Raw genomic sequence first — 26,001 nt, 5'->3', positions numbered from 1 at the left:
AAACGTGACATAATTATTTTGACAAAAACGCCGCTTTGCGGCGTTTTTTTTAACACTGGTAAACCGTTTTCTCAAAAACGCAACCGTGGATTGCTCATTATTTAGCTAATTATAAATCGGAGTTGTCCCATGGAATCCAGCTGTTTTCCCTACATTTTTTAACTTTTTTTCAAAAGAAGATGCAAGTTTGAGCGAACGATCAAAATAAAGCACTCCAATCCAAAAAAATTATTCTCTTTCGAAAAAAGTTTGTGTAATACTTGTAACGCTACATGGAGATTAACTCAATCTAGAGGGTGTTATAATGAATCGTACTAAACTGGTACTGGGCGCGGTAATCCTGGCTTCCACTATGCTGGCTGGCTGTTCAAGCAATGCTAAAATCGATCAACTGTCTTCTGACGTTCAGACTCTGAACGCTAAAGTTGACCAGCTGAGCAACGACGTGAACGCAATCCGTTCTGACGTTCAAGCAGCTAAAGACGACGCAGCACGTGCTAACCAGCGTCTGGACAACCAAGCACACGCTTACAAAAAGTAAGATAGCTTCGGTTATTGAAAACGGCGCACAATGTGCGCCGTTTTTTTTATCTGTAGATCCCCCCTGCTACCCCCTGCCGCCAGGCGAAAAAAAGGGCTCAGCACGCTGAACCCCTCAGAATTATCCATTAAGACCGCGTTTTAATTCACCGAACTGATGGGTGCGCTCTTAAATAGGCCTTTATTCGCTTCCTGTGAGGCTACAGGCGTTAAACTGACTTCAGATGGGCTCTGCCCCAGGTTAACCAGTACCGGCATGCCAGAGCGGCGTACAACCGCGCTGTCGAACACGGCCTTATCGGTCTGCGCATCCCCGACAAAAGCCTTCTCGGTTTTCGACAACGTGATCGGCATGGTCTGCGGATCGTCACTCTCAACTCTCGACAGTGGCTGATGCACTTCTACGTAGCGCTTACCGTCCGGTTCAACGGAGATTTTCACCGGATCGTTGATGACCTGCACGCGGGTGCCGCGCGGAACCATATTAAACAACGCTTCGATATCCGTTGGGCGCAGGCGGATACAGCCGGAGCTGACGCGCATGCCGATACCAAAGTTGGCGTTGGTGCCGTGGATCAGGTATTCACCGTGCCCCATCGCCAGACGCATGGCAAACAGACCCATTGGGTTTTCAGGCCCGGCCGGTACCACCCCCGGCAGCTTCACGCCTTTTTCCAGGTAGCGTTTACGGATATTGGCCGTCGGCGTCCAGGTCGGGTTCGGGATTTTTTGGCTGACAGAGGTCACCTGCAGCGGCGTGTGCATCCCCGTTTGGCCGATACCGATCGGATAAACAATCACTTTGTTTTCGCCTTTCGGGTAGTAGTACAGACGCAGTTCGGCCAGGTTGACCACGATCCCCTCACGCTTGGTATCCGGCAACAGCATCTGGGTCGGGATAGTTAATACCGAGCCCGGCTTGGGCAGGAAGGGGTCGGTGCCCGGATTGGCCTCAAGCATGCCCAGCAAACCAATTTTGTAATCGGCGGCAATCGCCTCCAGCGGGCGACCATCGTTCGGTACGGTATAGGTGGTGTTCTCGCCAATCAGACGGCTGTCCGGCGGCGGCAGCGGGTATTCGCTCGCACTGGCGGCCTGGGTGCCAGTCAGTACGGTGGCAAATAGCATGCCCATTAAACTCAACGCACGTTTCATTATCATCCCTATTATGCTTATTACGGTTCGGCCACAAGGCTAACGGGCACTTGGCGGCGGGTAAATCAGACAAGACCTGATTAATACTAGCAATGCTGCAGTTAAAGGCAATAAGTCCTCTAAAAATCAACATGTTATAACGTAATCGCTTTATGGATTTGTCAATGCAACGTCAAGGGGTAAGCTGCTGATATGTCACTGATTTGCGAGGCGAGCGAACAGAGTGTTGAGGGTTTGTAAAGACTCATTGACATAGGAAATACCAACAACGTATCAATGAGTCTCACCGCTATGTCAGAATTTGGCAGCCTGACTGCGTATAGCGCGGATCATCGCCTCTAACCCTTGCGAGCGTGAAGGCGTCAGGTGCTGACTCAACGCCAATTCGGCGAAGAAGGGACGAACATCCAGCTCGACGATCTGCTGCGGCGTCATTTGGTGATAGAGGATAAACACCACGGCCAGCAACCCTTTGACGATGGCCGCATCACTGTCACCATGGAATTCAACACGCCCTTGATCATCAAGCTGCATCACAATCCATACCTGGCTCTGACAGCCGGAAATCAGATTGCCCGCCTGACGTTCAGTATCGTCAAGCGCCGGCAGCTTGGCGCCCAGTTCAATGACATACAGGTACTTATCTTCCCAATTCAGGCAGCGGGAGAAATTACGCACTAACTTATCTTTGTCCGGCAAATTCGCCATGAGGATCCTTTCAATCATTCAGGGGCCGGCATGCCGACCCCATGTCACTGACTACCGATATTTATTCACCCGGAGGGATTAAGCCCCGGTTTGTCCTATCCCAGCAGTTTCTGGATACGCTGCAACCCGGCCACCAGCCGGTCTACTTCATCGCGCGTATTATATAACGCCAACGAAGCGCGGCACATGCTCGGCACATTATAGAACGCCATCAGCGGCATCGCGCAATGGTGGCCGGTACGAATAGCAATGCCGTACTGATCCAGGAAGCTGCCGACGTCATAGGCGTGGTGCTCACCCAGGTTAAAGGCGATCACTCCGGCTCGCTCCGCCGGGCCGTAGATTTTAAGCCGGGGTACCTGTTGCAGAGCCTCTAGCGCGTAATGCATCAGCGACTGCTCGTACTCACCAATCGCCTCCAGCCCCAGCGTATTCACATAGTCAATTGCCGCACCTAACCCCATCATGCCGGCGGTGTTGGGTGAACCGGCCTCAAAGCGCCACGGTGGCTCGGCGTAGGTGGTTCCTGACGTCAGGCTGACCTGTTGGATCATCGACCCGCCCCCTTCCCAGGGTGGCATTTGCTGCAACAGTGCCTGACGACCGTAAAGAATACCGATGCCGGAAGGCCCATACAGCTTATGCCCGGAGAACACGTAGAAATCGCAATCCAGCGCCTGAACATCCACCCGCTGGTGCATCACTGCCTGCGCACCGTCAATCAGTACCTTCAGGCCCGCCGCTTTTGCCTGTGCCGTGATTTCCTGCACCGGGTTCACCGTGCCCAACACGTTGGACACCTGGGTTAGCGCCAATAGCTTGGTTGACGCGTCGATCAAGCCCGGCAACCGGGCCAAATCCAGGGTGCCATCTGGCTGTAGCGGCCAGACACGCAGGTTCAATCCGCGTTCCTGTGCCAGCATCTGCCAGGGTACGATGTTGGCGTGGTGCTCCATCTCGGTGATGATAATACTGTCACCGGGTTGCAGGAAGTGGCGGCCAAAACTGTTGGCGACCAGATTGATGCCTTCGGTAGTGCCCTTGACGAATATTATCTCTTCCGCCGAACCGGCATTGATAAACGCCGCCACCTTTTCGCGCACCGCTTCCATTTCCTGCGTCGCTTCGGCGCTTAACGTGTGGATGCCCCGGTGTACCGCCGCGTAGCCATGACGGTAAAAATCCAGCTCACGATCGATAACTGCCTGCGGTTTCTGCGCGCTGGCGGCGCTGTCGAGGTAAGCCAGCGGCTGGCCATTGACTTCTCGTGCCAACAGCGGAAATTCACTGCGTACCCGTTCAATCGGAAAACTCATGCTGCCTCCCCCGGCCCCGGCAGGCGCTGTGCAATGCGCGCCAGCACCGATTCACGGATGGTGTCGTTGCCAATCCCCTCGGTCAGCTCCGCGGCAAAGGCAAAGATGATCATCTGCTGCGCCGCATGCTTGTCGATACCGCGCGATTGCAGATAAAACAGCTGCTCTTCATCGATGCGCCCAACGGTAGCACCGTGACTGCACTTCACGTCGTCAGCGTAGATTTCCAGTTGCGGCTTGGTATCTACCTCCGCCACCTTGCCCAGCAGCAGATTGTGGTTGGTCATCTGGCCATCGGTTTTAATCGCATGTTTGGCCACTTTGATCATGCCGTTAAACACCGCTTTGGCGCGATCGCTGACCACCACTTTGTGCAGTTGGCGGCTCTCGCAGTACCCCTTGTTATGCTCCAGGTAAGAACGGGTATCGCAAACCTCTTTACCGACCGGCAGTACCAGGCTGTTGATCGTCAGGTTGGAACCTTCACCATTCAGCTGTGCGCTGGTGTTATGCCGCGTCAGCCCCGCCCCGAGCAGGAAACTGTCACTCTTCACCCGCGCATCGCGGCCAATCACCAGATCGTTATGGGCGAAGTGGTAGCTCGGCCGGCTTTCAAATGCCAGTTTGCAGTGCTGCAGTTGAGCATTGTCACCCACGTTAGCGGTCAGGCGCGCGCCGGTGAAATGCGCGGCGTCGTTAAGGCTGACGTAATGTTCGATCACCTCAGCCTGCGCATTACGCGCAATCTCAAGATGATGGCGGTGATGGACGGTATTCACTTCGCCTTCAGCGCCGCGTCCGCTGCTGATATGCAGCAGATACAACGGCCGCTCTGCAATTTTGCCGGCCGCAACGCGGATAATGCTGGTTTCCTGCGCCAGACTTTCGGTCAGATGCAGGAATATTTCGGCCTGGATCGGCTCCGGCAAGGCCTGTAGCGTCCCGTAGGGGGCCACGTCAAACTGGTAATCACCCAACTCGCTGTCACTCAATGTCGCGCTGAAGCGCCCATCGATAAACACCAGGCGGTAAGCGTCGATATCCAGCGCCAGTGCATCCCGCTGAGCGGCAGTGACCGGCTCGAGCAGCGGCTCCAGAAACTGTTGTTCCAACAAACCTTCAAGCGGGGTGTATTTCCAATTTTCATGCTTGCGGGTCGGCCAGCCCAGGCGCAAAGCCTGTTGCCAGTGTGCCAGCGCATGGACGGAATGCTCGCCGCCGCGGGCTTCAAACAGACTGTAGAGTTGCTGCAGCGCGCGCGAATTATTGCTCGTCGGTAAGCCAGCCATAGCCCTGCTCCTCCAACTGTTTCACCAGGGTGAAATCGCCGGATTTGACGATGCGCCCCTGAGAAAGTACATGAACGTAATCCGGTTTGATGTAGTCCAGAATGCGTTGGTAGTGCGTGACGATAATGAACGAGCGCTTGCCGTCCCGCAGTGAGTTAACGCCGTTGGCAACAATTTTCAGCGCATCAATATCCAAACCGGAGTCGGTTTCATCCAGAATGCACAGGTCCGGTTCCAGCGCTGCCATCTGCAGGATGTCATTACGCTTTTTCTCGCCGCCGGAGAAGCCAACGTTAACCGAACGGGTCAGCAGATCGGGCGGCATATTCAACAGCTCAATTTTTTCTTCGATAAAGTCAGCGAAATCGAAGCGATCGAGCGGCTCCAGGTCGCGATATTTACGCACCGCATTAACCGAGGTCTGCAGGAAGAAATGGTTGCTGACGCCGGGGATCTCCACCGGATACTGGAACGCCAGAAACACCCCTTCACCGGCACGGTCTTCCGGCGCCAGTTCAAGCAGATCCTTGCCTTTGAAGGTCACTTCGCCCGCGGTCACTTCGTACTCTTCGCGCCCGGCCAGGGTCGCAGAAAGCGTGCTTTTTCCCGAGCCGTTCGGCCCCATGATGGCATGCACTTCGCCCGGTTTGATTTCCAGATCCAGGCCCTTGAGGATCTCGTTGCCTTCCGCGCTGACTTTTAAATTCTTGATACTTAACATGCAGTGTCCTTAGGTCGCGCTTTCGCGCTGTAAATCCGGCGATTAGCCCACGCTGTGTTCCAGGCTGATGGCCAATAGCTTCTGTGCCTCAACGGCGAACTCCAGCGGCAGCTCAGAGAACACGTCCTTACAGAACCCGTTGACGATCATCGAAATGGCATTGTCTTCGCTGATGCCACGCTGCAGACAATAGAACAGCTGGTCATCACCAATTTTTGAGGTCGTCGCCTCGTGTTCCAGCTGCGCACTGTTGTTGCGGGCTTCAACATACGGGAAGGTATGAGCGCCGCTATCCGGCCCGATCAGCATCGAATCACACTGGGTAAAGTTACGCGCGTTTTCCGCACCCGGCAGGATCTTCACCAGCCCGCGGTAGGTATTCTCACTGTGCCCGGCGGAGATGCCTTTGGCGATGATGGTCGAACGGGTGTTCTTGCCGATGTGGATCATCTTGGTACCGGTGTCCGCCTGCTGATGGCCGCTGGTCAGCGCCACCGAGAAGAATTCACCGATAGAATTGTCGCCCTGCAGGATCACGCTCGGGTATTTCCAGGTGATCGCCGAACCGGTTTCCGACTGGGTCCACGACATTTTCGAACCCGCGCCTTCACACAGCGCACGCTTGGTGACGAAGTTGAGGATACCGCCCTTGCTGTCACCGCCGGAGAACCAGTTCTGCACCGTCGAATATTTCACTTCGGCGTCTTTGTGCAGGATCACTTCCACCACTGCCGCATGCAGCTGGTAGCTGTCACGCACCGGGGCCGAACAGCCTTCGATATAGCTGACATAGCTGCCTTCATCGGCAATCAGGATGGTACGCTCGAACTGGCCGGTTTTGGCGGCGTTGATGCGGAAATAGGTCGACAGTTCCATCGGACAGCGCACGCCCTTCGGCACGTAGACAAAGGTGCCGTCGGAGGCCACCGCCGCATTCAAGGCGGCAAAGAAGTTATCGTTGGAAGGCACTACGCGACCCAGGTATTTGCGCACCAGATCCGGATATTCATGGATGGCTTCGCCGAACGAGCAAAAAATCACCCCGCTCTCCGCCAACTTTTCACGGTAGGTGGTCGAAACCGAGACCGAGTCGAAGATAGCGTCCACCGCCACTTCGCTACCTTCACGTACCGGAACACCGAGCTGGTTAAACGCCAGTTCAACCTCGCTGGTCAGATAATTGTTGTCCGTCGGTGCGCCGGGTTGCTGTTCTGCGCCAGGCTGCGAGCCGCAGGCGTCATCACAGCTGCCGCAGGACGGCGCCGAGTAATAGCTGTAATCCTGATAGTTCAGGCGTTCGTAGTTCGCCTTCAGCCAGTGTGGCTCTTCCATTTGCAGCCAGGCACGGTAGGCTTCCAGGCGGAACTCCAGCATCCACTCAGGTTCGTTACGTTTGGCCGAGATAGCGCGCACCACGTCTTCGTTGATGCCCATCGCCAATTCATCGGTGGCCAACTGGGTAAAAAAACCTTCTTTGTAGCGACCTTCGCTGACCCAAGCCTGCACTTCATTAGGCATTTCTACATTGCTTCGTGTCATGTTGATTGCATCGCTCAAACGCCAAAACTCTCGCCGCACCCGCAGGCATGCTGAGCTTTAGGGTTATTAAATTTGAATATCTGATTCAGCCCTTCACGGACAAAATCCACCGTGGTGCCATCGATAAACGGCATGGCTTTCAACGGCACATACAGCCTGGCGCCATCGCGCTCAAACAGCAGGTCGTCGTCAGCAGGAGCACGGGTGAGATCCAGCACATAGGCAAACCCGGCGCAGCCTGACTGCTTCACCCCGAGTTGCAGCCCCTTCACCTGCGAGTCCTGCTGCATTAGTTTTGTAATTTGTTGTACGGCATTGTCACTGAGCAAAATGCCTTGCCAGACATTTTCGTCCAGAGAAAAGGTGCCGACATTTTCCGTTTGCATATGGCCTACCTCACACTCGTGTTTTACCACAGCCAATCTGGGTTGCTACTATGTTAGTGATAACGATTATCACTTCAACCGTTTGTTTTACAGGGGTATCCGCTAAAAGCCCGAATTTTCGCTTCGGCATGCGGCAAGTGCGCGGGACAGTCAGCGCGCCAGGCGCTGCCGGTCGGAAATGGAATCATTTTATCCTTATGAATTTACTGCACATCCTGTATCACCATTGCGCTTGCCCATTGGCTCGAACGCTTTACAGGGCCGGGCTTTTTATGTCGATTTAAACATTCATAGAAAATACCTATTTCTGCATTTTGTCTGTCTTAAAAATGCGTTTATCGACAATAAGGCGCATTTCACGCCATTCCACTCACCCCACCGAGCAGGCAGAAGCGGCAACATCTGATTAAAGTTTAGTCGTTACTGGCTATATTGGGTCGCCACTGCCTCTATGCATCCCCTGTCGATGATAAATATTTCAACAGAATGATTGATCGGCAACGCGCCAATAAATATGATAATGATTATCATTCAATTCACATTAGGCGTGGGCAAATGAATATCTCGATGAATGCGTGGCTGTTGGGCAAAATTGATGACTACAAATTCAGCGTGCGCGACGCCACGGTTGATTTCTATATGGCGGAGGCGTCACTTCGGCGGCCTGAGTGCAACATCAACCACCTGAAACGCTACAACAACGTCAGTCTGAACATGGCGAATCTGTGTCTGGAGAATGGCGATGACGAAAGCTACCTGCATGCGTTGAGCAAACTGCATAATCGGCTGATCGTGGAAATCAATAATCCGCAGCGCTGTCAGCTATTCCGGGTGCAGAGCTATCATTTTGCCCGTCATACCCTGACCCTGATCTGCCAGAAATATGCGATGGAAGGTACCTGGGAGAAGGCCAACGCCTTCCAGAAGGATTTCGTCAAGCGGGTCCCCTTTCAGTTGTAAACCGGCCGAACGAAGAAACACCCGCAGACAGAGCTGCCTGCGGGGTAAGACGCTTAATCGATGACGGCGGTGGTCAGACGTGAAGTGCAGCACAGGCGATCGCGCGAATCAAAGATTTCTATCTGCCACACCTGATGACGGCGGCCAACGTGCAACGCACGGCACACGCCGCGGACTTCGCCTTCAAATGCGGCCCGCAAATGGTTGGCGTTGATTTCCAACCCCACCACCTTCTGCTCACCTTCACAGCACAGGTAACCGGCCATCGACCCCATCGACTCTGCCAGCACCACCGATGCCCCGCCGTGCAGCAGGCCAAACGGCTGCCGGGTGCGCTGATCTACCGGCATCGTGGCCTCGAGGTAGTCGTCCCCCAGCCGGGTAAACCGGATGCCGACATGGCTGACCATGCAGCCTTCACCGGCATGGTTTAATTGTTCCAGCGTCGTTTCTCTTTTCCACAGTTTCACTCAATCATCTCCAGAAGTGCCTGTAATGGGTGTCGTACTGCGTTACCCTCAATGCGTTTGACCTGGCTGCGGCAGGAATAGCCGGTCGCCAGGCAACGCTGCCGTGGCAAACGTTGCAGCGCCTGGTGCCATGATAGCTCATAAATGCCGAGTGAATTCTGCAGGTTCTTCACTTCATGCCCGTAAGTACCCGCCATGCCACAACAGCCAACGCTGACATTTTCCAGCCTGGCGCCAAAGCGTGCAAAAATTGACGCCCAGTGTTGGCTACTGGTCGGCAATGCCGTGGTCTCGGTGCAGTGGCCGAACAGATACCAGGCTTCACCGGTCGCCGGCTGTTCCGCTCGCTCGGCCAGCAACTGTTGCAGCCATTCATGCACCAATTGCACCTGGAAGTCACCCCGAGTTTCCCCGAGGATCTCGTTATATTCGTCGCGGTAACACAGCACCAGCGCCGGATCGACCCCCACCAGCGGCATGCCTAGCTTCGCCACCCGGTTGAGAAAATCGGCGGTCTTGCGCGCAGTGCGGGCAAAGCGCGTCAGGAAGCCTTTGATATGCTGTGCCTTGCCGTTGGGTGAGAACGGCAACAGCACCGGCCGATAGCCCAACTTCTCTACCAGCCGCACAAAATCGGCGACCACTTTGGCATCGTAATAACTGGTAAACGGATCCTGCACGATCAATACGTGCTGTTCGCGTTGTTGCGGGTTCAGCGCTTCAAGCTGTTCCAGCGTCATGGTGAGTGCGCCGTGGCCGGAGAGCTGCTGGCGCAGCGTCGGGCTGGAAAGCAGCGGCAAATCAACCATGCCAATACTGTTGCGGCTCAACTCACGCACCCAAGGCTGCCTGAAGAAGAAGTTGAACACTTTTGGCGCTTTCGCCATCAGCGGGGTGTAACTCTCGACCCCGGCGACCATATAGTCACGCGCCGGTCGCAGATAACGGGTGTGATAAAGCTGCAGGAAACGTGAACGGAAGCCGGGCACGTCAATTTTAATCGGGCACTGAGTGGAGCAGGCCTTACAGGCCAGACAGCCGGACATCGCCTCTTTCACCTCGTGCGAAAAATCGTACTCTCCTTTGCTGGCGTACCAACTGTTGCGGGTTTTCTCGATCAGGGCCCTGAAGCTGACACGCTGCTTCGGCAGTTGCTTTTCCAGTTCCAGCGGATCGACACCCTGTTCGGACAGCAAACGCAGCCATTCACGCACCAGCGCCGCCCGCCCTTTTGGCGAGTGAATGCGGTTGCCGGTAATTTTCATCGACGGGCACATTGGGCTGCGAACGTCAAAATTGAAACACAAACCGTTGCCGTTACACTCCATGGCACCACGGAACGAGGTGCGAACCTCGACCGGAATGCGACGATCGAGGGTACCGCGTTTGGCGGCGTCCACTTTCATCATCGGCGCATCGACGCCTGACGGCGAACAGATTTTGCCGGGGTTGAGCCGGTTGTCCGGGTCGAAAGCGGCCTTGATACGGCGCAGTTCCAGATACAGCTCGTCGCCAAAGAACGCCGGGCTGTATTCGGCGCGGAACCCTTTGCCATGCTCCCCCCACAGCAAGCCGCCGTACTTGGCGGTCAACGCCACCACCTGGTCGGAAAGCTGCTTCATCAGCACTTCCTGCTGCGGGTCGCACATGTCGAGAGCCGGGCGCACGTGCAACACACCGGCATCCACATGGCCAAACATGCCGTAACTGAGGTTATGACTATCGAGCAACTGACGGAATTCAACGATGTAGTCGGCCAGATGCTGCGGTGGCACACAGGTGTCCTCGGCAAACGGGATCGGCTTGGCACGCCCTTTGGCATTGCCCAATAGCCCGACCGCCTTTTTACGCATGTTGTAAATGCGCTCGATGCCGTCCAGATCGCCACAGATTTGATAGCCAATCACTCCGCCCTGTCGCTCGGTGATTAGCTCGTCCAACCGCAGGCACAAAGCCTCCATCTGCTGGTCGATCAGTGCCTTGTCATCGCCGGCAAACTCCACGATGTTCAGACCCAGCATCTCTTTATCCGGCACGTTGGTGATCAGTTCATTGACCGAATGCCAGACAATATCTTCGCGCGCCAGGTTCAACACCTTGGAGTCGATAGTCTCGACCGACAGCGCTTTGGCTTCCACCATAAAAGGCGCGTTGCGCAGTGCGGAATCAAAGGAGTCGTATTTAACATTCACCAACCGGCGCACTTTCGGCAGCGGCGTAATATCCAGCCGCGCCTCGGTGATAAATGCCAGCGTCCCTTCGGCACCGGTCAGAATGCGTGTCAGATCGAAGGTTTGCAGGTCATCGCTGAACACATGGCGCAGATCGTAACCGGTCAGGAAGCGGTTAAGCTTGGGGAATTTTTCCAGGATCAACCCGCGTTGGTCGCGGCAACTGTTGAGCACCTGGTTATAGATGCGGCCTTCAACCGTATCTTCGTTGGCAATCGTTTCCGCCAACGGCGTCGGCATGGCTCGGGTGTCAATCATATCGCCACCCAGCAGCACCGCCCGCAAGCCCAATACGTGGTCGGAAGTTTTTCCGTAGACCAGCGATCCCTGACCGGAGGCGTCAGTGTTAATCATGCCGCCGAGCGTAGCGCGGTTACTGGTGGAAAGCTCCGGTGAGAAGAAATAACCGAACGACCGCAGGTACTGGTTGAGCTGATCCTTGATAACCCCGGCCTCAACCTTGACCCAGCCCTGCTCGACGTTGATTTCAAGAATGCGGTTCATATGGCGCGACATATCCACCACAATACCGCTGTTGAGCGACTGCCCGTTGGTCCCTGTCCCACCACCGCGTGGGCTGAAGGTCAGCGCGGTGAAGCGCTCTTCGGTCGCCAGACGGGCAATAAGTGCCACATCCGCAGTAGAACGGGGAAACACTACCGCGTCAGGCAGCAACTGATAGATACTGTTATCGGTCGCCATCGTTAGCCGATCGGCATAACTGGTAGCGATATCACCGTTAAACCCGTTTTGCTTCAACGCTTCCAAAAAATCGAGCACCCGTTGAACGAGGCCGGGCGCCTGAGAAATCTGTGGGATCATTCGGTTTTTGACCCTGTCTGTCTAATTTTTATGCGTGATTATGCACGCTGAATCAGGCCTTTATTCAGACCCACCCTGTTTTTTATTAGAGATAAAAACTAACATACTCGTTTAGTGAAGGCATGCAGATTATTGCAATTGTCCTGCCGAAGAATCGCTCGCAACAAAAGGTGCGCCGTGCTGTCGTTTTTCATCAACGTGCACCATGATTAAACGATCCCAAGGAGTTAACTGACCAGAATGAGAACCCATTCATGACAATCCCGAAATCCCGCTATGATTTGCCACGGATTATTTTTGGCGTGCTGTTTATCGCCATAATGATCGTCGCCTGTTTTTGGGTCATTCAACCTTTTATTCTCGGTTTTGCCTGGGCCGGCATGGTGGTCATAGCCACCTGGCCACTGCTGATTAAGCTGCAAAAAATACTTTGGGGACGACGTTCACTGGCGGTGCTGGTGATGACGATACTGCTGATCCTGCTGTTTATCCTGCCAATCTCTCTGCTGGTCAGTAGCGTGGTGGACAACAGCGCGCCAATCGTCGCCTGGGCCAGCACGCCGGGCAAACTGCATATTCCCGATCTGGCCTGGCTGCAATCGATCCCGATGATCGGCGATAAGGTCTATCACAGTTATCACACCCTGGTGAACGCCGGTGGCAGTGCGTTGGTGGCGAAGGTGCAACCTTACTTCGGCCAGACCGCCACCTGGTTTGTGGCTCAAGCCGCGCATATTGGCCGCCTGCTGTTGCATTGCACATTGATGCTGCTGTTTAGCGTGTTGCTGTATGCACGCGGCGAGCAAGTGGCTCTGGGCATTCGCCACTTCGCAACACGTTTGGGTGCAGAAAGAGGCGACGCCGCCGTGGTGCTGGGTGGTCAGGCTATCCGTGCAGTGGCGCTGGGCGTGGTGGTAACGGCGCTGGTGCAGTCGGTACTGGGCGGTATTGGCCTGGCGGTGACCGGCATACCTGCCGCTACCCTGCTGACGGTATTGATCTTTATCTGCTGCGTGGCACAGTTGGGGCCATTACTGGTGCTGGTACCGGCAATCATCTGGTTGTACTGGAGTGGAGATACCACCTGGGGCACCGTGCTGTTGGTATGGAGCTGCGTGGTCGCCACGCTCGATAACGTGCTGCGGCCAGTGCTAATCCGCATGGGTGCCGATCTGCCGATGATCCTGATCCTGTCCGGTGTTATCGGTGGCTTACTGGCTTTCGGCATGATTGGCCTGTTTATCGGCCCGGTAGTGTTGGCGGTGTCTTACCGTTTACTCACTGCCTGGATGAATGAAGCGCCAGAACCAACTGCCGACCTGGAAGAAGTTGCCAAAGATCTGGAACAGATGTAACCCCGCTTCTGCCCGGGTCACCGGGCAGAACTCCCCTTTCCCCTCGCTTGCTTCCAGAATTAGAACATCCGCAATAATAAAATTCGCCGCCGGTTTTCACCTGATGAACACTATTTAAACATACCGAATAAATGCATCTTTTTAGCACTGCGGTAAAAATAGCCGCTAGCAAAAATAAATTCCAATACGCCGGTTGATTAAGACGATTCTTAATGACTAATGACGCTTAAATACCTAGTATTATTGCCATATATTGCTTCAAATACCTGATTTAAAGCAAGATTTCCAAACAATGTAATGCCATACATGTGAATTGCTGTGTGTAGTCTTTGCCCGTCATCCTATGATGGGCTTTTTTTTATTCTTTTTTTGACCGCTTTTGTTCACTGCGCCTTTTTATTTACATTCAGAAATAAAAAAGCCGTAACCTGAGTTACGGCTTTCGCCTTAATAATTATTCCGTATCGCGAAAATTATGTTCTCTTCGACAGATTAACCCAGGTTTGCACCACGGTATCCGGATTGAGCGACAGACTGTCAATACCCTGATCCATCAACCATTCGGCAAAGTCTTCATGGTCAGACGGACCCTGGCCGCAAATACCGACGTATTTACCCTGACGCTTGGCCGCCTGAATAGCCATCGACAGCAGAATTTTCACCGCTTCGTTTCGCTCGTCAAACAGCTCAGAGACCACGCCCGAGTCACGATCCAGCCCCAGAGTTAACTGAGTCATGTCGTTGGAGCCAATGGAGAAGCCATCAAAGTGCTGCAGGAACTGATCTGCCAACAGCGCATTGGATGGGATCTCGCACATCATGATCACTTTCAGGCCGTTCTCACCGCGCTTCAGGCCCTGACGTGCCAATTCGGCCACCACCGCTTCCGCCTGCTCCACCGTGCGAACAAACGGCACCATGATCTCAACGTTGGTCAGGCCCATTTCGTTACGCACGCGTTTTACCGCGTCACATTCCATCGCGAAACAGTCACGGAAATTGTCGGACACGTAACGACCGGCACCGCGGAAGCCCAACATTGGGTTTTCTTCATGCGGTTCATACTTCTCGCCGCCAACCAGGTTGGCATACTCATTGGATTTGAAATCGGACAGGCGCACGATCACTCGCTTCGGCCAGAACGCGGCGCCCAGCGTGGCGATCCCTTCCGTCAAACGACCGACATAGAACTCGGCCGGATGGTCGTAGCCCTGCATCAGCGTCCTGATTTCCGCCTGCAGCTCCGGGGTCTGCTGGTCAAACTCCAGCAACGCCTTAGGATGCACGCCAATCATACGGTTGATGATAAATTCCAGACGGGCCAGACCCACACCTTCATTCGGCAAACGCGCGAAGTCAAAGGCGCGATCCGGGTTGCCGACGTTCATCATGATTTTTAGCGGCAGATCCGGCAGTTCGGTCACTTCGGAACTCTGCACGTTAAAATCGAGGATATCGCTGTAGACGAAGCCGGTATCGCCTTCTGCACAAGAAACGGTGACCTGTTGACCTTCTTTGAGCAGATCGGTCGCGTTGCCGCAGCCAACCACCGCCGGAATGCCCAGTTCACGCGCAATGATCGCCGCGTGGCAGGTACGCCCGCCACGGTTGGTGACGATGGCGGCGGCTTTCTTCATGATCGGTTCCCAATCCGGGTCGGTCATGTCAGTCACCAGCACGTCGCCTGGCTCAATGCGGTCCATCTCGCTGATGTTATGGATGACCTTCACCGGACCTGCGCCAATGCGGTGGCCGATAGCGCGCCCTTCCACCAGCACCGGGCTGGTCGCGTTAAGCTGGTAACGCTCCATCGTTTGCTCGTTCGAACGCACGGTTTCCGGACGGGCCTGCACGATCAGCAATTTGCCGGTATGGCCGTCTTTGGCCCACTCGATGTCCATCGGGCGGCCGTAGTGTTTCTCGATCAGCAGTGCCTGATGTGCCAGCCCCTGAACTTCTTCGTCGGTCAGAGAGAAACGATTGCGTTGCTGCTCTGGCACGTCTTCAATTTGTACCTGCTTGCCGTGATCCTGCGATGGCGCATACACCATGCGGATTTTCTTCGAGCCGAGGTTGCGGCGCACGATAGCCGGGTTGCCTCTCAGCAACGTTGGTTTGTGCACATAAAACTCGTCCGGGTTGACTGCGCCCTGCACCACCATTTCGCCCAGGCCGAAGGCGGAGGTGATAAACACCACCTGATCAAAACCGGATTCGGTATCGATGGTGAACATGACGCCGGAAGATGCCAGGTCAGAACGCACCATGCGCTGTACGCCGGCCGACAAGGCCACGCCGCGGTGGTCATAACCCTGATGCACCCGGTAGGAAATGGCGCGGTCGTTAAACAGGGAGGCGAAAACGTGCTTAATCGCCACCATGACGGCGTCAATACCCTGCACGTTGAGGAAGGTTTCCTGCTGGCCGGCGAAAGAGGCATCCGGCATGTCCTCTGCGGTAGCGGAAGAACGCACGGCAAATGACGCTTCCGGCTCGCCGTCGGCCAGTTGCTGGTAAGCCAGGTTAATCTCACGCTCGAATTCCGCATGGAACGGCGTGTCGATAATCCATTGACGGATTTGCGCGCCCGCCTTGGTCAATTGAGCAATATCGTCAACGTCAGTTTGATCCAGTAACTGATAGATGCGCTGGTTAACACCGCTTTGCTCGAGGAAATCGTTAAACGCCTGCGCGGTGGTGGCAAAACCGTTTGGCACGGCAACGCCCAAATCGGAAAGATTGGTGATCATTTCACCGAGGGAGGCATTTTTGCCGCCGACACGGTCAACGTCGTGCATGCCGAGCTGGTTGTACCAAAGCACATTACGCAAGTCTGGGCCATTGTTGGACATCGAGACAATCCTTATTGCTATCAGTAGGGTATAGACGGATTTAATTCGCTTGCTTTCTCAGCGCCGCTAAAACGGTGCCGAGTCAGACTAGCACAATGATCCATAGGAAATGGAAAGGTGAATCGATCAACCCGGTGAAGAAAGTGGATTTTAGGAAAACTTCCTGAAACGCAAAACCGGCCTGGAACCGTTCCCTGTCGCACTAATAGCTTAAATCTCAACAAATTAAGTATTTTTTAAACTTCAGTTTTAAAAACCCTGTTATTTACGCAGTCTTTGGTGGAAATTACGTCATCATGACTAATAATTCCTCACCGAAAATAAACGCCCGCTTTTCATAAAATTTGAAATAGTGTTTTACCCCAGTGTTTCTATCGCCAGCGTTTATTCCCTGACCGACCTGTTTATTCATCGACTCTGCCCGCATTATCACAATTTTTTTGCCCGCCCCTTTACCGTTGAATCATCTGCAGCCCATGATAAGGGCCAGCAGACGTGATAATGACGTCACTATTTCAGCTAAGGAGCCCCGGGTGGAAAGAAGCGTTTTTTATATTTCGGACGGTACGGCGATCACCGCAGAGGTTTTGGGCCACGCGGTGTTGTCGCAATTTCCGGTCAAGGCCACCACCTTTACGCTGCCCTTTGTAGAAACCGAAGCGCGGGCCCGTGGGGTTTGCCAGCAGATTAACGATATCTATCGTGATACCGGCGTGCGCCCGTTAGTGTTTTACTCAATCATTTCGCCAGAAGTTCGCAAAGTCATTACCCAGAGCGAAGGTTTCTGCCAGGACATCGTGCAGGCGCTGGTTGGCCCGTTGCAGGGGGAACTGGAGGTAGAACCTACCCCGGTGCCTAACCGCACCCACGGGTTGACCGCCAGCAACCTCGGCAAATATGACGCCCGTATCGCGGCTATTGACTACACGTTAGCCCATGATGACGGCATTTCGCTGCGTAATCTCGATCAGGCGCAGGTGATCTTGCTCGGCGTTTCGCGCTGCGGTAAGACTCCCACCAGCCTGTATCTGGCCATGCAGTTCGGTATCCGCGCGGCCAACTATCCGTTTACCGCCGACGATATGGACAACTTGCACCTCCCCGCCGCGCTGAAGCCGTTTCAGCACAAGCTTTTCGGCCTGACGATCGACCCGGAGCGGTTAGCCGCCATCCGTGAAGAACGGCGTGAAAACAGCCGTTATGCTTCCATTCGCCAGTGCCGGATGGAGCTGGCGGAAGTGGAAGCGCTGTTCCGTAAAAACCAGATCCGTTATCTGAACACCACCAATTATTCGGTGGAAGAGATCTCGACCAAAATCCTGGATATTCTGGGCATGAGCCGCCGCATGTTCTAGCCTTAACGCGGCGGGCCTGTCTCCTGCCGCGTGTTGTTTATTTCCCCACCGGCCACGTTTTTTGTGCTTTTTTTAGCGATTTTGATCAACAGAACACAGTTTCTCCGGTTGAATTCATCGGTTTTTACGTTATTGTGATCGCCATCACTTCCCGGCACTCCTGCCGCAGCGAAGAACAGTCTTTAGAGAAAATCATGCACAAAACAGATGAACTGCGGACCGCGCGCATCGACAGCCTCGTCACGCCGCAAGAGCTGGCGGAGAAGTTGCCAATCTCGGCGGAAATCGCGGACAACGTGACGGCCTCACGGCAGCGAATTGAAAAAATCCTGACCGGCGAAGATCGTCGCCTGCTGGTGGTGATCGGCCCCTGCTCTATTCACGATCTTGACGCCGCCATCGATTATGCCGGCCGTCTGAATGCGCTGCGCATCCGTTACCAGGATCGCCTCGAAATCGTGATGCGCACCTATTTTGAAAAACCGCGCACCGTGGTGGGCTGGAAAGGCCTGATCTCCGATCCGGCGCTGGATGGCACCTTCCAGGTCAATCGCGGGATCGAAATGGCGCGTAGGCTGCTGCTGGAAGTGAACCAGCTCGGCCTGCCAACCGCCACCGAGTTCCTGGACATGGTGGTCGGCCAATATATTGCTGATTTGATCAGTTGGGGCGCGATTGGCGCACGGACCACCGAAAGCCAGATCCACCGGGAAATGGCTTCGGCACTATCCTGCCCGGTGGGCTTTAAAAACGGCACCGACGGCAACACCCGTATCGCGATTGACGCCATTCGTGCGGCCCGCGCCGGCCATATGTTCCTGTCACCGGACAAGCACGGCCAGATGACTATCTATCAGACCAGCGGCAATCCTTATGGCCATATCATCATGCGTGGCGGCAAGACGCCGAACTACCACGCTACCGATGTGGTCGCCGCCTGCGACAGCCTGCGCGAATTCGATTTACCGGAGCAACTGGTGATCGACTTCAGCCACGGCAACTGCCAGAAATTGCATCGTCGCCAACTGGAAGTGGCCGAAAACGTCTGCCAGCAGATCCGCGCCGGTTCCGTCGCCGTTGCCGGCGTAATGGCAGAAAGCTTCCTGGTGGAGGGCACCCAGAAAATCGTTGCCGGTCAGCCGCTGACCTATGGGCAATCGATCACCGACCCTTGCCTGAGCTGGTCCGACAGCGAACAGCTGCTGGCCATGCTGGCCGATGCGGTAGACACCCGCTTCTGATCCCAGCGCCGGGGCGCCCGCCCCGGTTTTTCTGTCCGCCATCAAGGCATCTATACCCTATAGCTTTCAAGTTGCAACTAGGCGCCCAGCTCGCTCATTCCCAGGCGCTTACTTAAGTAAGTAACTGGGGTGAGCGACAAATCTGTCGGGAACAGATTTGAACGCTGCTTGCAGCGGCCCTGAAAGGGCAAGGACCATGGATGGGCCTTGTAAGCAGGTAACAACGCTGCAGCTTGAAAGATGACGGGTATATACTGGTAGCAATTCTTGTATCCCCCCTGAAAAGGATTTGGAGTCCGGCATGATCCACTCACTGTTATCCATCCCCTGCGTCACACTGCAAGGGGAACACAAAACCCTGGGTGATTTCCCCGCCCGGGCTTATCTGGTGGTCAACACCGCCAGCAAATGCGGATTTACGCCTCAATATCACGGGCTGGAAAACCTGTGGCAGTACTACCGTGAACGCGGCCTGATGGTGCTGGGCTTTCCCTGCAATCAGTTCGGCGCGCAGGAACCCGGCGATCCGCTGGAGATTGCCAACTTTTGCACGCTGAACTATGGCGTCAGCTTCCCGCTGTTCAGCAAGGTTGAAGTTAATGGCCCAGGCGCGCATCCGTTGTTCAATGAATTAAAACGCCTGGCACCGGGCGTGCTGGGCACTCAACGCATTAAATGGAACTTCACCAAGTTCCTGCTGACCGCTGACGGCCAGCGGGTGAAACGCTACGCGCCGATCACCAAACCCGAACGCCTGTTTGACCGCATTGAAACCCTGCTGAAATAACCCTGAATTTTACGGGCTGAGCCATCTCGGCCCGTGCCACATCCCCTTCCTGCAAAAAGCTTCCATTGGTAAGAAAATTTTCCTTGATGTAACCTTTCGTTCACATGATAATGATTCTCACTTTGATATTAATTACTATTTAATGGTCTGTTTTATAAACACATGACGATGGATAATCACCACCACAACACGCCTGCCCAGGCTGCTCACACCGCTGAAAGTGGCCTGGCCACGCCGCCTTGCTACGACAGTGCGCAACTGCTCGATGCCGATGGCGTGGCGATCATCATCCATCAGGGCCAGCGCTATCAGTTACGACAGACCAAAGCCGGGAAATTGATCCTGACCAAATAATTCCCATCCCTTAACGCCAGCCACCCAGATCCTTTTTGATCCAGGCAGCCAGCAAATCTATTGATATGTTTAAAACATACGGAGAGTTGCGACATGCCTCTGATCTATTCCACCCGGCTGCGTTTATCCGCATTGAGTCTGGCGATTGCCTGTACTCTGCCGACGGTGACTTTTGCACAAACCAGCGAAACCCCTTCTTCTTCCTCGGCGACGGCACCGGTTAAAAAGGACAAAGCCAGCGACGAAACCATGACGGTAGCCGCCACCGGCAATGCGCGCAGCAGTTTTGAAGCACCGATGATGGTCACGGTGATCGAGGCCGATACGCCGCAAAGCCAAACCGCCACCAGCGCCGGCGATATGCTGCGCCGCATGCCGGGCATTACCGTCAATGGCACCGGTCGCAGTAATGGCCAGGACGTTTTCATGCGTGGCTACGGTAAAAATGGCGTGCTGACATTGGTGGATGGCATCCGTCAGGGCACCGATACCGGCCACCTTGGCGCCACCTTCCTCGATCCGGCACTGGTGAAACGCATCGAAGTCGTGCGCGGCCCTTCCGCCCTGCTGTATGGCAGTGGCGCACTGGGCGGCGTTATCGCTTATGAAACCGTAGATGCTGCCGATCTGCTGTTGCCCGGCCATAATAGCGGCTACCGGGTGTATGGCACCGCCGGCAGCGGCGACCACAGCCTCGGCATGGGGGCCAGCACCTACGGCAGAACCGACAATCTCGACGGCCTGCTGTCATTTGGCACCCGAGACGTCGGCAATCTGCGTCAGGGCAACGGCTTCGATGCACCCAATGATGAAACCATCAGCAATCTGCTGGCCAAGGGGACCTGGACGCTCGATGAGAATCAGTCATTGAGCGGCGACCTGCGCTATTACAACAACCGGGCGCAAGAGCCGAAAAACCCGCAGGAATCGGCCAGCAGCAGCGGTAACCTGATGACCGACCGCTCAACTATTCAACGCGACGGCCAGCTTGGCTACAAACTGAAGCCTGTGGGTCAGGATTGGCTCGACGCCGAAGCCAAAATCTATTATTCCGAAGTGGAGATCAACGCCCACACCAACGGCAGTGAAGATGAAGCGCGCAAGCAAACCACTCGCGGTGCCAAACTCGAAAACCGCAGCCGTTTGTTTGCCGATACCTTCGCCTCTCACTTATTGACCTATGGCAGCGAGGCTTACAAGCAGGAGCAGACACCGGGTGGCGCGACAGAAAGCTTCCCACAGGCGAAGATCAACTTTGCTTCCGGCTGGTTGCAGGACGAAATTACCCTGCGCGATCTGCCGGTCACCCTGCTTGCCGGGACGCGTTACGATAATTACAAGGGTTCCAGTGACGGTTACGCCGATGTTGACGCCGACAAGTGGTCATCGCGCGGTGCCGTCACAGTGACGCCAACCGACTGGCTAATGCTGTTCGGTTCTTATTCGCAGGCTTTCCGCGCCCCGACCATGGGAGAGATGTACAACGATTCCAAGCACTTCTCTATCCCCATGGGGCCGACCACCATTACCAACAACTGGGTGCCTAACCCGAACCTCAAGCCGGAAACCAATGCCACCCAGGAATACGGTTTCGGGCTACGCTTTGACGATTTGCTACTGGCTGATGACAGCCTGCAATTCAAAGCCAGCTACTTTGATACCAAAGCCCGCGACTACATCACCACGGATGTCACCATGGAGCTGGGTCGTGGCCCTCGTGGCCCTTATTGCATCAGTTGCACCACTTTCTCGACCAATATCGACCGTGCAAAAATTTGGGGTTGGGACGCAACGCTGAGCTATAAAACTGCCATTTTTGGCTGGGACCTGGCGTACAACCGCACTCGCGGCAAAAACGAAAGCAGCGGCGAATGGCTGAACAGCATCAATCCGGACACGGTAACCAGCACGCTGGATATTCCACTGGGTGAAACCGGCCTGTCGACCGGCTGGGTGGCCACTGTGGCCCAACGAGCCACCCGCGTAGAAACCGGCACCGCAGAACAAGGCGGCTACGGCGTCAACGATTTTTACCTGAGCTATAAAGGCCGCGAACGCCTACAGGGCGTGACCACCACGGTGGTGCTGGGCAACGCCTTTGATAAAGAATATTACTCGCCACAGGGCATACCGCAGGACGGGCGTAATGCCAAACTGCTGGTCAGCTATCAGTGGTAACGTTTTAAATCCGGCGGGCATGAAGATTGCCCGCCGCTTGATTCACACACAGGAGAACCCGCAATGAGCAATACCCTATATGCACGCTACCAGCAGGCAAAAATTGATAATCCAGGCAAATATGCGCGTGACCTGGCTGAAATTCTTGGCGTCAGCGAAGCGGAGCTGACCCACGCCCGCGTCGGTCAGGACACCCGTCGTCTGCGGGCCGATGCCCGTACCCTGCTGACCGAACTCGAACAGGTCGGCATCACCAAATCCATTACCCGTAATAGCTACGCGGTGCATGAGCAAATGGGTCGTTATCGCAACCAGCACCTGAACGGTCATGCCGGGTTGATCCTCAATCCGCGTGAGCTGGATCTGCGCCTGTTCCTCAACCAGTGGGCCAGCGCTTTCGCCATGAGCGAAACCAACAAGCGCGGCGTACGCCACAGCATTCAGTTCTTCGATCATCAGGGCGACGCACTGCATAAGGTTTACACCACCGATGAAACCGATCTCCCAGCCTGGATGGCGCTGGTTGAACGCCACCTGAATGCGGAAAACCCGCCCCTGGAACTGCAACCGGCAGACGCCACGCTCAGTAACGCCTCGCCAGATGCCGACAAAATTGACCAGGAATGGCGTGCAATGACCGACGTTCACCAGTTCTTCCAGTTGTTGAGCCGCAACAAACTGACCCGCCAGCAAGCCTTCAGCGCCGTCGGTAACGATTTGGCCTATCGGGTCGATAACAGCGCCCTGAGCCAATTGCTTAACGCCGCGATGGGCCTGCAGAACGAAATCATGATTTTTGTCGGCAACCGTGGCTGCGTGCAGATCTTTACCGGTCAGATTGAACGCCTGATGCCGCAGGAAGGCTGGATTAACGTGTTCAATCGCCGCTTCACCCTGCACCTGATCGAAGATGCGATCGCCGAAAGCTGGATCACCCGCAAGCCCACCAAAGACGGCTTCGTCACCAGTCTGGAACTGTTTGCCGCCGACGGCACGCAGATAGCTCAACTTTACGGCCAGCGTACCGAAGGCCAGCCGGAGCAAACTCAGTGGCGTGAGCAGGTTGCCGCGCTTGAACCCAAGGACGTTGCCGCATGAAACCTTCATTGACCCGTCGTCTGGCGCTGTGCATTGCGCTGGCGTTGCCGTTCACCGCTGCTGCGGCGGAACGTATTGTCTCGATAGGCGGTGACGTCACCGAAATTGCCTTCGCCCTGGGCGCGGGCGATGAAGTGATAGCGCGAGACAGCACCAGCCTGCAGCCGGAAACCGTTAAAAAACTGCCGGACGTCGGTTACATGCGCCAGCTTAATGCCGAAGGTATTTTGGCGCTGAAACCCACGCTGGTGCTGACCACCGAATTGGCCGAGCCGGCGCTGGTGCTCAAACAGCTGGAAGAGAGTGGCGTTAAAGTGGTGCGCATTCCCGGCGATACCACCTTGCAAAGCGTGCCGGAAAAAATCGCTGTGATCGCCAGTGCGCTTCAGCGCACCGAGCAGGGCAAGCAGTTGAGCACCCGTTACCAGCAGCAATTGGCGGCGGTGAAAACCGATGCGTTGCCGGTCAGGGTGTTGTTCGTCATGAGCCACGGTGGTATTACGCCCATGGCCGCCGGGCAACACACGGCCGCCGACGCGGTCATCACCGCTGCGGGTCTGAAGAACGCCATGCAGGGATTCAGCCGCTATCGCCCGCTTTCGCAGGAAGGCGTGATAGCCAGCGCGCCGGATTTGCTGCTGGTCACCACCGACGGCGTAAAAACGCTCGGCGGCGAACAACAGCTGTGGAAATTGCCTGGCATGGCACTCACCCCTGCGGGCAAACAGCATCGCGTACTGGTGGTTGACGATATGGCGCTGCTGGGCTTCGGGCTGGAAACTCCCGCCGCGCTGGCCAAGCTGCGTCATGCGGCGGAGCAAAAGTAATGCGCTGCCGTACCTCTCCCCGCCTGGCGATGACCAGCCTGCTGGTACTGTTGGCACTATTGGCTTTGGGCGCGGCCAATATGGGGGCGCTGACGCTGTCATTCCGCACCCTGTGGCAACAGCCGTTCAGCGACACCTCCTGGCATATCTGGCTGAATATCCGTTTGCCGCGCGTGCTGCTGGCGGTAGTGATAGGTTGCGCGTTGGCGGTGTCCGGCGCCGTGATGCAGGGGTTGTTCCGTAATCCCTTGGCCGATCCCAGCCTGTTGGGGATCAGTAGCGGCGGCGCGCTGTTTGTTGCGCTGATTATCGTTATGCCGCTGGCCCTGCCGCCGGTGATTGCCCTGTATGGCCACATGCTGGCGGCATTTCTCGGCAGCATGCTGGTATCGCTGTTGATTTACGGTATCAGCCGCAGCGGCCACGGCAGCCTGTCGCGCCTGTTGCTGGCGGGTATCGCCATCAACGCCCTGTGCATGGCAGCGATTGGCGTGCTGTCTTACCTCAGTAATGACCAGCAACTGCGCCAGTTTTCACTGTGGATGATGGGCAGCCTGAGCCAGTCACAATGGCCCACCCTGGCCGTTTCCGCCTCGCTGATCCTGCCGGCCACCCTGCTGACACTATTACAGGCGCGCCGTCTGAATCTGCTGCAACTGGGAGATGAGGAGGCGCATTACCTCGGTGTGAATGTTCAGCGTGCCAAATTGCAGCTGCTGTTGTTGAGCGCATTACTGATAGGCGCAGCGGTAGCGATGAGTGGCGTGATTGGTTTTATCGGTCTGGTGGTGCCGCATCTGGTGCGCATGCGCCTCGGCGGCGACCACCGCTGGCTGCTGCCCTGTTCTGCACTGGGGGGAGCCTGCCTGCTGTTGGTCAGCGATACGCTGGCACGCACGCTGGTGGCTCCGGCAGAAATGCCGGTCGGTTTGATGACCAGCCTGATCGGCGGGCCTTATTTCTTATGGCTGGTGATGCGCCAGCGGGAGCGCGTAGGTGGATAACACAGCAAGCCTGACGGCGCAGCAGTTACGTTACAGCCTGGGTTCGCGGCGGCTGATCAACGATGTCTCACTGAGTATCAATAGCGGCGAAATGGTGGCAATTATCGGGCCGAACGGCGCGGGTAAGTCGACGTTACTGCGCCTGTTAACCGGTTATCTGGCCCCAGGCTGTGGCGAATGTCAGTTGCTCGGGCGACCGCTGGAACAGTGGCAACCACAGCAGTTGGCGAAAGTGCGCGCGGTAATGCGTCAACATAGCGATCTGGCCTTCCCCTTTACCGTAGAGGAAGTGGTCAGTATGGGCCGTGCCCCCCACGGTAAACGCGACGCACAACGGGCGGTACAACAGGTAATGGCGCAAACCGACTGTCTCGAATTGGCCCAGCGCGATTATCGCCAGCTCTCCGGCGGTGAACAGCAACGAGTGCAACTCGCCCGCGTGCTGGCGCAGCTTTGGCAACCGCAGCCAACACCGGCCTGGCTGTTTCTGGACGAACCGACCTCGGCGCTGGATCTCTACCACCAGCAACATACGCTCAGGCTGCTGCGTACGCTGACGCGGCAACAGCCGATTGCAGTGTGCTGCGTATTGCACGATCTCAATCTCGCGGCATTGTATGCGGATCGTATTTTATTGATGCATCAGGGGCAATTGGTCGCTACGGGCACGCCGCAGGAAGTGTTGCAGGCAGAGGTCCTCACCCGCTGGTATCAGGCAGATCTGGGCGTGGTTCATCACCCGGAAGTGGCGTTGCCACAGGTCTATTTGCGTCAGTAGTTTCTTTACCGGGCGCGCTGTACCGCGCCCGTCAT

At 55.6% G+C, this 26,001-nt stretch carries 22 protein-coding genes and 1 other RNA gene; 13 read left to right on the top strand and 10 right to left on the bottom strand.

The genetic code is table 11. The features are described 5' to 3' along the window. The first annotated feature begins 304 nt into the window (after positions 1–304). On the top strand, positions 305–541 hold the full coding sequence (locus SERS4_RS0111925; protein ID WP_005165631.1) for a major outer membrane lipoprotein: 237 nt from the start codon (positions 305–307) through the stop codon (positions 539–541). A gap of 140 nt (positions 542–681) precedes the next feature. Here the strand turns inward: SERS4_RS0111925 and SERS4_RS0111920 are convergent, their stop codons facing one another. From SERS4_RS0111920 to sufA, 7 genes are all read right to left on the bottom strand, one after another. Further along, on the bottom strand, positions 682–1,695 hold the full coding sequence (locus tag SERS4_RS0111920; protein WP_017892655.1) for a L,D-transpeptidase family protein: 1,014 nt from the start codon (positions 1,693–1,695) through the stop codon (positions 682–684). Between the two features lie 294 nt (positions 1,696–1,989). After that, a complete protein-coding gene (gene sufE, locus SERS4_RS0111915; protein WP_012144916.1) occupies positions 1,990–2,403 on the bottom strand; it encodes a cysteine desulfuration protein SufE in 414 nt (137 codons plus the stop codon). A gap of 95 nt (positions 2,404–2,498) precedes the next feature. Next, positions 2,499–3,719 (bottom strand): cysteine desulfurase SufS, encoded by a 1,221-nt coding sequence (gene sufS, locus SERS4_RS0111910; protein ID WP_017892654.1) that lies wholly within the window; start codon positions 3,717–3,719, stop codon positions 2,499–2,501. Then, positions 3,716–5,008, bottom strand: a complete 1,293-nt coding sequence (gene sufD, locus SERS4_RS0111905) for a Fe-S cluster assembly protein SufD (protein WP_017892653.1) — start codon at positions 5,006–5,008, stop codon at positions 3,716–3,718. Before sufD ends, sufS begins: the two co-directional genes overlap by 4 nt. Then, positions 4,983–5,729 (bottom strand): Fe-S cluster assembly ATPase SufC, encoded by a 747-nt coding sequence (gene sufC, locus SERS4_RS0111900; protein ID WP_017892652.1) that lies wholly within the window; start codon positions 5,727–5,729, stop codon positions 4,983–4,985. Before sufC ends, sufD begins: the two co-directional genes overlap by 26 nt. A gap of 42 nt (positions 5,730–5,771) precedes the next feature. Beyond that, positions 5,772–7,268, bottom strand: coding sequence for a Fe-S cluster assembly protein SufB (sufB, locus tag SERS4_RS0111895; RefSeq protein WP_026142350.1), 1,497 nt, complete (start codon positions 7,266–7,268; stop codon positions 5,772–5,774). A gap of 14 nt (positions 7,269–7,282) precedes the next feature. Beyond that, positions 7,283–7,654, bottom strand: coding sequence for a Fe-S cluster assembly scaffold SufA (gene sufA, locus SERS4_RS0111890; RefSeq protein ID WP_012144911.1), 372 nt, complete (start codon positions 7,652–7,654; stop codon positions 7,283–7,285). A 555-nt stretch (positions 7,655–8,209) separates the two neighbouring features. Between sufA and SERS4_RS0111885 the strand changes: the two genes are divergently transcribed. Further along, positions 8,210–8,614: a hypothetical protein gene (locus SERS4_RS0111885; protein ID WP_004943694.1), complete on the top strand. Its 405-nt coding sequence runs from the start codon at positions 8,210–8,212 to the stop codon at positions 8,612–8,614. Positions 8,615–8,667: 53 nt separating this feature from the next. On the opposite strand, the gene menI is transcribed toward SERS4_RS0111885, so the two are convergent. Then, complete coding sequence (menI, locus tag SERS4_RS0111880; protein WP_017892650.1) at positions 8,668–9,084, bottom strand: 1,4-dihydroxy-2-naphthoyl-CoA hydrolase; 417 nt, start codon at positions 9,082–9,084, stop codon at positions 8,668–8,670. Then, entirely contained in the window at positions 9,081–12,137 is a 3,057-nt protein-coding gene (locus tag SERS4_RS0111875; RefSeq protein WP_017892649.1) for an FAD-binding and (Fe-S)-binding domain-containing protein, read from the bottom strand. Before SERS4_RS0111875 ends, menI begins: the two co-directional genes overlap by 4 nt. A gap of 254 nt (positions 12,138–12,391) precedes the next feature. Here SERS4_RS0111875 and ydiK point away from each other — a divergent pair, with 254 nt between their 5' ends. Both ydiK and rprA read left to right on the top strand, forming a co-directional pair. Then, complete coding sequence (gene ydiK / locus SERS4_RS0111870) at positions 12,392–13,492, top strand: AI-2E family transporter YdiK (RefSeq protein WP_012144907.1); 1,101 nt, start codon at positions 12,392–12,394, stop codon at positions 13,490–13,492. Between the two features lie 250 nt (positions 13,493–13,742). Next, positions 13,743–13,854, top strand: an RNA gene (gene rprA, locus SERS4_RS26310) — antisense sRNA RprA. A 111-nt stretch (positions 13,855–13,965) separates the two neighbouring features. On the opposite strand, the gene ppsA is transcribed toward rprA, so the two are convergent. After that, complete coding sequence (gene ppsA / locus SERS4_RS0111865) at positions 13,966–16,344, bottom strand: phosphoenolpyruvate synthase (RefSeq protein WP_017892648.1); 2,379 nt, start codon at positions 16,342–16,344, stop codon at positions 13,966–13,968. A 533-nt stretch (positions 16,345–16,877) separates the two neighbouring features. Here ppsA and SERS4_RS0111855 point away from each other — a divergent pair. The 9 genes from SERS4_RS0111855 (at position 16,878) to SERS4_RS0111815 (ending at position 25,966) form a co-directional block, all read left to right on the top strand. Then, positions 16,878–17,699, top strand: coding sequence for a pyruvate, water dikinase regulatory protein (locus tag SERS4_RS0111855; protein WP_017892646.1), 822 nt, complete (start codon positions 16,878–16,880; stop codon positions 17,697–17,699). Between the two features lie 194 nt (positions 17,700–17,893). Beyond that, the gene (locus SERS4_RS0111850; protein ID WP_012144904.1) at positions 17,894–18,940 is read left to right on the top strand and encodes a 3-deoxy-7-phosphoheptulonate synthase; all 1,047 of its coding nucleotides are present in this window, start codon (positions 17,894–17,896) and stop codon (positions 18,938–18,940) included. A 301-nt stretch (positions 18,941–19,241) separates the two neighbouring features. Beyond that, positions 19,242–19,727 carry a glutathione peroxidase gene (locus SERS4_RS0111845; protein WP_012144903.1) on the top strand — a complete coding sequence of 162 codons (486 nt, stop codon included), beginning with the start codon at positions 19,242–19,244 and terminating at the stop codon, positions 19,725–19,727. 168 nt (positions 19,728–19,895) lie between these two features. Further along, positions 19,896–20,081, top strand: a complete 186-nt coding sequence (hemP, locus tag SERS4_RS0111840) for a hemin uptake protein HemP (RefSeq protein WP_012144902.1) — start codon at positions 19,896–19,898, stop codon at positions 20,079–20,081. Between the two features lie 93 nt (positions 20,082–20,174). Continuing rightward, the gene (locus SERS4_RS0111835) at positions 20,175–22,259 is read left to right on the top strand and encodes a TonB-dependent hemoglobin/transferrin/lactoferrin family receptor (RefSeq protein ID WP_017892645.1); all 2,085 of its coding nucleotides are present in this window, start codon (positions 20,175–20,177) and stop codon (positions 22,257–22,259) included. A 63-nt stretch (positions 22,260–22,322) separates the two neighbouring features. Further along, entirely contained in the window at positions 22,323–23,357 is a 1,035-nt protein-coding gene (locus tag SERS4_RS0111830; RefSeq protein WP_017892644.1) for a hemin-degrading factor, read from the top strand. Further along, positions 23,354–24,184, top strand: coding sequence for a hemin ABC transporter substrate-binding protein (locus SERS4_RS0111825; RefSeq protein ID WP_017892643.1), 831 nt, complete (start codon positions 23,354–23,356; stop codon positions 24,182–24,184). The genes SERS4_RS0111830 and SERS4_RS0111825 overlap by 4 nt, the downstream gene beginning before the upstream one ends. Continuing rightward, positions 24,184–25,188, top strand: coding sequence for an iron ABC transporter permease (locus SERS4_RS0111820; protein ID WP_017892642.1), 1,005 nt, complete (start codon positions 24,184–24,186; stop codon positions 25,186–25,188). Before SERS4_RS0111825 ends, SERS4_RS0111820 begins: the two co-directional genes overlap by 1 nt. Then, a complete protein-coding gene (locus SERS4_RS0111815; RefSeq protein ID WP_017892641.1) occupies positions 25,181–25,966 on the top strand; it encodes a heme ABC transporter ATP-binding protein in 786 nt (261 codons plus the stop codon). The genes SERS4_RS0111820 and SERS4_RS0111815 overlap by 8 nt, the downstream gene beginning before the upstream one ends. Positions 25,967–26,001 lie beyond the last annotated feature (35 nt).

Origin of the sequence: Serratia sp. S4, assembly GCF_000347995.1 — a bacterium.
Taxonomy (GTDB): Bacteria; Pseudomonadota; Gammaproteobacteria; order Enterobacterales; family Enterobacteriaceae; genus Serratia; species Serratia quinivorans.
The sequence above is the reverse complement of the archived record's forward strand: the minus strand, read 5'-3'. Positions and strand labels throughout refer to the sequence as shown.